This is a genomic window from Dactylosporangium sp. NPDC000244, assembly GCF_040300725.1.
In the GTDB taxonomy this organism is placed as follows: domain Bacteria; phylum Actinomycetota; class Actinomycetes; order Mycobacteriales; family Micromonosporaceae; genus Dactylosporangium.
Map to the genome: position 1 here is coordinate 1 of NZ_JBEPEH010000097.1, position 8,980 is coordinate 8,980.

Annotated in this window: 8 protein-coding genes and 1 pseudogene; 4 read left to right on the plus strand and 5 right to left on the minus strand. The window is 73.4% G+C overall.

Features of this window, described 5'->3' with window-relative positions; all coding sequences use genetic code 11:
- Positions 1-69: 69 nt before the first annotated feature.
- Positions 70-708: pseudogene (locus ABT369_RS57435) on the plus strand (UdgX family uracil-DNA binding protein); the annotation flags it as partial.
- On the opposite strand, the gene ABT369_RS57440 reads toward ABT369_RS57435, so the two are convergent.
- Both ABT369_RS57440 and ABT369_RS57445 read right to left on the minus strand, forming a co-directional pair.
- The gene (locus ABT369_RS57440) at positions 705-1,814 is read right to left on the minus strand and encodes a hypothetical protein (RefSeq protein WP_350627157.1); all 1,110 of its coding nucleotides are present in this window, start codon (positions 1,812-1,814) and stop codon (positions 705-707) included. The pseudogene ABT369_RS57435 and the gene ABT369_RS57440 overlap by 4 nt on opposite strands.
- Complete coding sequence (locus ABT369_RS57445) at positions 1,811-2,329, minus strand: SigE family RNA polymerase sigma factor (RefSeq protein WP_350627159.1); 519 nt, start codon at positions 2,327-2,329, stop codon at positions 1,811-1,813. Before ABT369_RS57445 ends, ABT369_RS57440 begins: the two co-directional genes overlap by 4 nt.
- Positions 2,330-2,726: 397 nt before the next feature.
- Here ABT369_RS57445 and ABT369_RS57450 point away from each other — a divergent pair, with 397 nt between their 5' ends.
- Both ABT369_RS57450 and ABT369_RS57455 read left to right on the plus strand, forming a co-directional pair.
- A complete protein-coding gene (locus ABT369_RS57450) occupies positions 2,727-5,861 on the plus strand; it encodes a diguanylate cyclase (RefSeq protein ID WP_350627161.1) in 3,135 nt (1,044 codons plus the stop codon).
- 1 nt (position 5,862) lies between these two features.
- Positions 5,863-6,468: an HD domain-containing protein gene (locus tag ABT369_RS57455; protein ID WP_350627163.1), complete on the plus strand. Its 606-nt coding sequence runs from the start codon at positions 5,863-5,865 to the stop codon at positions 6,466-6,468.
- On the opposite strand, the gene bfr is transcribed toward ABT369_RS57455, so the two are convergent.
- The 3 genes from bfr to ABT369_RS57470 are packed head-to-tail and all read right to left on the minus strand — an operon-like array spanning position 6,446 to position 7,494.
- Positions 6,446-6,925, minus strand: coding sequence for a bacterioferritin (bfr, locus tag ABT369_RS57460; RefSeq protein ID WP_350627165.1), 480 nt, complete (start codon positions 6,923-6,925; stop codon positions 6,446-6,448). The two genes, ABT369_RS57455 and bfr, sit on opposite strands and share 23 nt — an antisense overlap.
- Positions 6,926-6,955: 30 nt before the next feature.
- Entirely contained in the window at positions 6,956-7,141 is a 186-nt protein-coding gene (locus ABT369_RS57465) for a (2Fe-2S)-binding protein (protein ID WP_350627167.1), read from the minus strand.
- A 50-nt stretch (positions 7,142-7,191) separates the two neighbouring features.
- Positions 7,192-7,494 (minus strand): DUF4031 domain-containing protein, encoded by a 303-nt coding sequence (locus tag ABT369_RS57470; RefSeq protein ID WP_350627169.1) that lies wholly within the window; start codon positions 7,492-7,494, stop codon positions 7,192-7,194.
- Between the two features lie 19 nt (positions 7,495-7,513).
- On the opposite strand from ABT369_RS57470, the gene ABT369_RS57475 reads away from it, so the two are divergent.
- A complete protein-coding gene (locus ABT369_RS57475) occupies positions 7,514-8,905 on the plus strand; it encodes an FAD-binding oxidoreductase (RefSeq protein ID WP_350627171.1) in 1,392 nt (463 codons plus the stop codon).
- The last annotated feature ends 75 nt before the right edge of the window (positions 8,906-8,980 follow it).

Consider the following 8,980-nt stretch of genomic DNA (forward strand, 5'->3'; position numbering starts at 1 on the left):
CTGCATCAAACTTCGTTTTGGTGGTACCGAGAACAGTAGGGAAGCCGGGAGCCGCACAAATCCCGGAAACGTGCCACGGCCCAGGGAGGGCTCATGGACATGGACGCGAGCCTGGACGAGCTGCGGCGGGCCGTGCAGGAGTGCCACGCGTGCCAGCTGTTCCGGGACACGACCCAGGCCGTGTTCGGGGAGGGGCCCGAGGACGCGCGGATGCTCGTCGTCGGGGAGCAGCCCGGTGATGTCGAGGACCGGCGCGGGCATCCCTTCGTCGGGCCGGCCGGGAAGGTGCTCGACCGCGCGTTCGACGCGGCCGGGCTCGACCGGGGCGGCATCTACCTCACCAACGCCGTCAAGCACTTCAAGCACCGGCCGGCGGCGCCCGGGAAGCGGCGGCTGCACCAGACGCCCGACCGGACCGAGATCGTGGCGTGCCGGCCCTGGCTCGTGGCCGAGTTCGCGCGCATACGGCCCGCGAAGTTCGTGGTGCTCGGGGCCACGGCGGCCAAGGCGCTGCTCGGGCCGGCGTTCCGGGTCACCCGCGAGCACGGCAAGGCGCTGCCGTGGCCGGCCAGTGCCGAGCACCCCGAGGACTTCGAGGGCGACGGCGTGCTCGTGGCGACCATCCACCCCTCGGCGGTCCTGCGCGCCGACGACCGCGAGGCCGCGTTCGCGGGGCTGGTCGAGGATCTCAAGGCGGTCCGGGGCTAGCAGGCCCAGCGGACCGCGACGATCGGGTCGTTCTTGGCCTTGAAGAGGAAGCCGGCCACGAGCCGGCCGTCCGCGCTCGCCGACGTCACGGTCGCGGACTGGCCCGGCGACAGCACCGGAAGGTCCAGCACCTCGCCGTCGCGCCACAGCGCGGGTGGAGTGTTCTCCGGCCCGAGCATCCGCGTGCCGAACATCCGCCCCGTCGCGTCGATCGCGCCCGGCGCGAAGTCGCCGAGCTCCTTGGACTCGCCGGTGCGCAGATTCCACCGCACGCCGTGGTTGAACCACATCCCGGAGTCCTCGTAGAAGCCGAAGGCCCAGTCGCCGGCGAGGCCCGACGCGCCGAGCGCGGGGCGGCCGGACGGGCGGTTGAGCGGCCGTACCGTGCCGTCGGGGCTCCACCGCGCGGCCTGCGCGCCGCCCTGGGTCCCCACGATCGTGCCGTCGTCGCCGATGGCCGTGGCCACGGCGGGCGTGGCGGCGCTCGTCACGTAGGTGACCTGGTCGGGGTGGGCCGCGTTCCACCGCACGATCCGCCCCGTCTTCCCGGTCGTGGCGGTGCCGGCGATGTCGCCGCCGGCGTTGATCGCGGCCACCATGACCTGCTCGGCGCCCGGCGGGGTGGCCAGCCGCTTGAAGGCGCCGTCGCGCAGCATCCACGGGCCGGTGCCGGAGTTGCCGACCACGATGCCCGCGGCGTTGACGGCGGCCGGGGACGGGTCGGGCTGCGGCGCGTTCTCGGTCACCTGGAGCACGCCGCTCGCCCACACCAGCACGCGGCCGTCGGTGTCCAGGCGCCCCACCGCGTAGCCGCCCCCGGGGTCGACCGCCGCGACGGTGCCGGGGTCGTCGCCCGGGGTCGGCAGGCGGTGCACGCTGCAGCCGCTGGGCGACGGCGTCTCGTCGGCGGGCGGCGCGGGCGCCCGGCGGTCCAGGGCGAACGCGGAGACGCCGACGATCGTGGCGCCCACCGCGATCGCGGCCGCGGCGACGGCGAGGGCACGCCGGTTGCGCTCGCGGCGGCGGCCGTCGCGCAGGGCGCGCCCGATGTCCACCTTGGACGGTGGCAGCGAGGCCGGGCGGCGCAACGGATCCAGGAGACTCATCGGGTACCTCCACCAAACGCCGAAGCCGCCCGGTCACCGGGTTCGAGAAGCCGGCGCAGCGCGGCCAGCCCGTCCGAGGTGTGGCTCTTCACGGTGCCGGGCGCGCAGCCGAGGGTCGCGGCGACCTCGTTGACCGGCAGGTCGCACAGGAACCGCAGCACCAGCACCGCCTGCTGCCGGGGCGGGAGGCGGCGCAGCGCGGCCCGCACGACGATCGCGTCGTCGGTGGGCGGGGCGGCCGCGGGGCGCTCGGGCAGCCGGTCGGTGAGCCAGGTCCGGGCCCAGGCCAGCCGCCGCTCGCCGAGAAAGGTGTGCACGAGCATCCGGCGCACGTACGCGTCGATGTTCCCGGCCGCGCGGACCTGGCGCCACTTGAGGTACAGCGTCGTCGCCGTCGCCTGCACGACGTCGTCGGCCCGGTCGAAGTCGCCGGTCAGCAGGTACGCGAGCCGGCGCAGGTGCGGCATGCGGACGCGGAGGTACTCCTCGAGCTCCCGCTCGTGTTCCTGGCGCAACCGGGTCCCCTTCCACCGCCTCGCCCCGAAGATGCGCCCGGGCCGCCGATCGGTTGGGTGGAAACGAAGAAAGGGATGACCCTCGGCCCCGTCGTGGAGCCGAAGTCCGCCACGTCCAGGGGGTTGTCCGGAGAATGTACGCACGAAAGGAAATCCGCGATGCCCCGCAACAGTAGCGGGGCGGACGGGTCCGGCGGGGCGGACGGGGTGGCCGATGCGGGTGCGGCCGATGCGGTGATCACGGGCTCCCCCGAACGTCGATCGCCGCGCGCCGAAAGGGACGAACGGCGCCCCGGGATCGTCCGGCCGGACACCGAAGACCCGACACGTGTAACCCGATGCGCCAATTGCTCCCGAACACCTCAGCGGGGCCCGGGAAAAGCCGATCAAGCTGGCGATGAACGTGCAGGATCCCGTCACCGGCGCCCAGCCGCGCGCCGCCCTGGACGCCGCCCTGCACGAGGTCGGCGGGGCCAGCCTGCTGCTGTTCGACGTCGACCACTTCAAGACCGTCAACGACGCCTTCGGGCACCTGCGCGGCGACATGCTGCTGCGTCAGCTCGCCGAGCGCATCCAGGAGCTCATCCGGGCCGACGACGTGCTGTTCCGCTACGGCGGCGACGAGTTCGTGCTGCTGCTGCCGGGCACCGCGGCGGACGAGGCGCTGCGGCTGGCCATCCGGCTGACCGATGAGGTGCGGGCGCGGGAGTTCGCGGGCACGCCGCCGCTGCACCTGTCGATCAGCATGGGGGTGGCGTCCAGCCCGGCCGACGGTACCGACGGCGAAACCCTCATCGCCGTGGCGGACCGCCGCAACTATCTGGCCAAGCGGCGGGGCCGGGGCCAGGCGGTCGGCGACGACATCGAGGCGGACCCGGCCGCCGGCTCGTCGCGCCTGTGGGAGCGCGACGCCGCGCTCAGCGCCACGCAGGAGTTCATGACCCGCGTGTCGGCGGGCCTGCGCGGGGCGCTGCGCATCACGGGCCCCAAGGGCGCGGGGCACACACGGTTCCTGCGCGAGGTGGCCCAGATCGCGCGGCTGCGGGGCTTCGCGACGGAGCTTGCCGGCAGTACCACGGCGGAACCGGGCAAACCCGTGATCCTCCTCGCGGACGTGGGCGAGCCCGTGCCCGCGCTCGGGGACGCCTGCGCGGTCGTCTACGCCACCACCGACCTCGGCGCTCCCGCGGACGGCGGCGAGACCGCGATCGAGCTGACGCCGTGGTCGCCGGCGACGCTGCGGATCTGGCTGCGCATCGCGCTCGCCGGGGAGCCGACCCGGGCGCTGCTGGACCGGCTCGTCGAGCGCTCGGGCGGGCTGCCGGCCCGGGCCGAGGCCGAGCTGCAGCGGCTGCGGGCCCAGGGCGAGCTCGTCGCGGCCGGGGACGGCACCTGGGGCGTGAAGCCGGCCGCCCCCAAGCGGCGGCGCAGCCGGCTGCCGGTGCCGATGACCAAGCTCGTCGGCCGCGACCGCGAGACCGCGCGGGTCGCCGGGCTGATCCGCGACGGGCGGCTGGTGACGCTGGTGGGGCCGGGCGGCATCGGCAAGACCCGGCTGTCGCTGGCCGCGGCCGGCGCGGTCGCGGACGAGTTCGCCGACGGCGCGGTGTTCGTACCGCTGGCCGACACCACCAACGCCGAGCTGCTCACCGCCGCCCTGGCCCGCGCCCTGCACGTGGCCGAGCTGCCCGACCAGCACCTGTTCGACACGGTGCTCGACCAGCTGGCCGAGGCCGAGCAGCTGCTCGTGCTCGACAACTTCGAGCAGGTCGTCGACGACGGCGCGGCGCTGGTCAGCGACCTGCTGGCCGCGGCGCCGGGGGTGCGCGCGCTGGTCACGAGCCGCGAGCGCCTGTCGTTGTACGGCGAGCAGGTCTACCAGGTCCCGACGCTCGCCGACTCGCCCGCCGTGACGCTGTTCGAGCAGCGGGCGCGCGCGGTCGACGCCGACTTCGAGATCACCATCGACACCGCGCTGCCCGTCGCGCAGCTGTGCCGCCGCCTCGACGGCCTGCCGCTGGCGATCGAGCTGGCCGCGGCCCGCGTCGACCGGTGGAGCCCGGACGAGCTGCTCGACCACCTCACCGAGCACCTCGACCGGGAGCTGGACACGCTCGGCGGCTCCGGCCCGCGCGACCTCCCGGCCCGCCAGCAGACCCTGCGCGGCGCGATCGACTGGAGCTTCGTGCTGCTCGACGGCGAGGAGCAGCGGCTCATGACCGAGCTGTCGGTCTTCGCCGGCGGCTGGACGGGGGCGGCGGCGCTGGCCGTCACGCTGCCGGGCGGGGATCTCGACCTGCTGGAGAAGCGGCTCGCCGCGCTGGTCGACAAGCACCTGGTGGTGCGCGATGACGACGACGGGCGCTATCACCTGCTGTCGACGATCCGCGCGTACGCCCGCAACCGCCTCGGCGACGAGCGCGGCCCGGCGGACCGGCACGCCGGCTTCTACGCGGCGTTCGCCGAGGCCTCCGCGGCCGGGCTCACCGGGCCGGAGCAGGTGGAGTGGACCGGGCGGATCGAGACCGACTACGAGAACGTGCGGGCCGCGTTCGGGCACTGCGACGCCCCGACGCGCACGCGGATCTGCCTGGGGCTGTGGCGCTACTGGCGCAACGGCGCGCACATCGGCGAGGGCCGCGACTGGCTCGCCCGCGTCCTCGAGCAGGACGCGGACGACGACGGCGCCCGGGCGCGGCTGCTGCACGCGGCGGCGATCCTGGCCGCGACCCAGGACGAGCACGAGGTCGCGTTCGGGCTCGGGGCGGAGAGCCTGCGGCGCGCGACCGCGGCCGGCGACCGGGCCACCATCGGCCACGCGCACAACGCGATGGGCATCGCCGCGATCGGCGGCGGCGACCACGACGAGGCCACCGCGCACTTCGGCGAGAGCCTCGCGGTGTGGCGCGAGCTGGAGGTGCCGCAGGGCGTGGCCGCGTCGCTGGGCAACCTCAGCAAGGTCTCGCTCAGCCGGGGCGACTACGCGGCGGCGGAGCGGTACGCCCACGAGTGCCTCGACCTGGAGCGCGCCAACGGCAACACGCGTGGGATCCTGCTCGCGCTGGAGTGCGTCGGGCAGGCCCTGCTCGGCCGGGGCGACGTGGCGGGCGCCCGCGCGGCGCTGGACGAGAGCCTGGCCCTGAGCCGGCAGATCGGCGACGCGTTCGGCGCGGCGATGGCCCAGCACCAGCTCGGGCTGGCCGCGCTGGCCGAGGGCGACCGCGTGGAGGCGCTGCGGCTGCTCGTGGCGGCGCTGGCCACCCGGCACGAGGTCGGCGACCGGCTGGACCTGGCGATCTCGCTGGACGTGGTCGCGGCCCTGCTCGCCGCGGACGACCCGGCGCACGCGGCCCGGCTGGTCGGGGCGGCGGACGGGCTGCGGGGCCGGCACCGGCTGCCGGAGCCGCCGGACGCGCAGACGCTGCGCTCGCAGACCCTGCCGCGCCTCGCCGCGCACCAGCGCGACCGGGCGGCCGGGCGCGCGGTGAGCCTCGACCACATCGTGGAGAGCGTGGGGCACCTAAGCTCGTGACGTGATCGAGGCTTGGCAGCGGATCTTCCCGGGCGAGGAGACGGTCGGACGCGACCTGCTGGCGCGCTGGTCGCAGCCGCATCGGCGCTATCACACGCCCGAGCATCTGGCGCTCATGCTGCGGGTGATCGACGAGCACGCGCGGCTCGCCGACGACCCGGACGCGGTGCGCCTGGCGGCGTGGTTCCACGACGCGGTCTACGAGGTGTTCGCGGCGGACAACGAGGAGCGCAGCGCTGAACTGGCCGAGACGACCCTGGCCGCGCTCGGCTTCTCCGAGCGGCGGGCGTCGGAGGTCGCGCGGCTGGTGCGCCTGACGGCCGGCCACGCGGTCGAGCCGGGCGATCGCAACGGCGCGCTGCTGGCCGACGCGGACCTGGCCATCCTGGCGTCGGAGAGGCCGGACTACGACCGTTATGCCGAGGCCGTGCGCGCGGAGTACGCGGCGGTGCCGGATGACGTCTTCCGGCCGGGGCGCGCGGCCATTCTGCGCAATTTGGCGGATTTGCCGGAGATCTTCAGAATTGTACCGGCACGGGCGGAGTGGACCGCCCGTGCACGGGTGAACCTGGAGGCCGAGATCGCTACGCTTCTGGGTGCTCGGTGACGTTCTGCAGGTACAGCGCCTCGCCGAACTTCTCGATGAGCGCGAGCTGCGTCTCGAGGTAGTCGACGTGGTGCTCCTCGTCGGCGAGGATCTCCTCGAAGATGTTCGCCGAGGTCACGTCGCCGATGGAGCGCATGTACTCGATGCCGCGACGCAGCCGGTCGACCGCCTCCAGCTCGATCTGCATGTCGCACTTGAACTGCTCCGGCACCGACTCGCCGATGCGCAGCGGGAACAGGCGCTGGTAGTTGGGCAGGCCTTCGAGGAACAGGATGCGATCGGTGAGCACCTCGGCGTGCTTCATCTCGTCGATCGACTCGTGTTTGGTGTGCTTGGCCAGAATCGTGTATCCCCAGTTCTCCTGCATCTTGGCGTGCAGGAAGTACTGGTTGATCGCCGTCAGCTCGGCAGTGAGCTGCTCGTTCAGAAACTCGATGACTCGTGCGTCCCCTTGCATGCTGGCAGGTTACGCCTCTTATGCCCGTTTCTAGTGGAAAACGGGCACCGGGGTCGGGCTTTCGGCGTCGATCAGGTCGGCGATGCGGTCGAGACACGTGCCGCAACCCGTGCCGGCACCGCACTCGTCGCCGACGGCATCCTCGGTGTGTGCGCCGGACTGGATGACCCGGCGGATCTCGCACTCCCGCACGCGGTGGCAGATGCAGACATACACGGCCCGTACTCCTCGCTTAGCCTTACCTAAGCAAGGGTTACCTAATCGATTCACGGAAACAAGGGCTGACCAGGCTTTTTCTTGCCCCGCGAATCGGACAAATGCCGCGGCCGACGCAGCCCGGCCGCAACCAGGCGCTCGACGATCACCCGCGAGGGAACCGGCCTGGCCCCCAGCCAGACGGCGACCTGCGCGCGCTCGGCCGTCACGTCGTAGTGGTCGCGCTCGAACGCCCGCGGCGGCACCCCGATCAGCTCGGCGAACGCGTGCAGCTCGGCCGCCGACACGTCGCTGATGAGATGGGCGAACAGGCGCCCGTGCGCGGGCCACCTTGGCGTGTCGATGTAGAGCACACGCACTAGCGTGCCAGGTATGAGCCTCGTCGAGGAGTTGCGTGCGGCCCTGCCCCACGAGGGCGGTGTCCTGACCGATCCGGACCTGCTGCGCTCCTATGAGCACGACGAGGCGGACCTGGTGCCCTTCGGCACCCCGGCGGTCGTCGCGCGCCCGCGCACCACGGGCCAGGTCTCCGCCGTGCTGCGCGCCGCGAGCCGGCACAGGGTCCCGGTCATCCCGCAGGGTGCCCGCTCGGGCCTGGCCGGGGGCGCCAACGCGATCGAGGGCGCGATCGTGCTGTCCCTGGTGCTGATGAACGAGATCATCGACATCGACACCGAGAACCGCATCGCCGTCGTCCAGCCGGGCGTGGTCAACGCCCAGCTGCGCCGCGCGGTGGCCGAGCGGGGCCTGTACTACCCGCCCGACCCCGGCTCCTGGGAGCAGTCGACCATCGGCGGCAACGTCTCGACCGACGCCGGGGGCATGTGCTGCGTGAAGTACGGGGTCACCAGCGACCACGTGCTCGGCCTCGAGGTCGTGCTCGCCAGCGGCGAGGTGCTCACGTGCGGCCGGCGCACCGCCAAGGGCGTCGCCGGCTACGACCTGACCAGCCTGTTCGTCGGCTCGGAGGGCACCCTGGGGGTGATCACCGAGGTCACCGTCCGGCTCCTCCCCGCCCCGGAGCCGTCGCTGACCCTGGTCGCCGTCTTCAACACGTTCCCGGCGGCCGGGGCCGCGGTCTCGGCCATCGTCGGCTCCGGGCTCCAGCCGAGCATGCTCGAGGTCATCGACCGGGTGGCGATGGGGGCGATCGAGGCGTACCGCCCGATGGACCTCCCCACCAGCGCCGCGGCACTGCTGATCGCCTCGGTCGACTCGGGCCCGCGCGCGCCCGACGACCTGGCGGCGATCTCGGCCATGTGCCACACGGCTCAGGCCGCGGACGTCTTCGTGGCCGCGGACGCCGCCGAGGCCGACGCGTTGCTCGCCGCCCGCCGCCTGGCCCACCCGGCCCTGGAGCATTTCGCGGCGCACCTGTTCCCGCTGGGCGGGGGGATCATGGTGGACGATGTGGCGGTACCGCGAACCCGCCTGGTCGAGCTGATCGAGGGCATCGAGCGCATCTCCCAGGAGCACGGCGTGGTGGTCGCGACGGTCGGCCACGCCGGGGACGGCAACCTGCACCCGGTCCTGGTGATCGACCGCTCGGACCCGGTGAGCCTGGCGCAGGGCCAGAAGGTCTTCGACGCCATCATGTCGCTGGGCCTGTCCCTCGGCGGGACGTCGACCGGCGAGCACGGCGTGGGCCTGCTCAAGCGCGACTGGCTGGCGCGCGAGATCGGCCCGACGGGCCTCAAGGCCCACCGCTCGATCAAGGCCGCCCTGGACCCCGACAACATCCTCAACCCCGGCAAGATCTTCTGACGGCACGTTTCCGGGATTCAGCCCGGCCCCGGATTCCCTACCGTTCTTGTCATCACCGAGTTGCCTTTGATGACA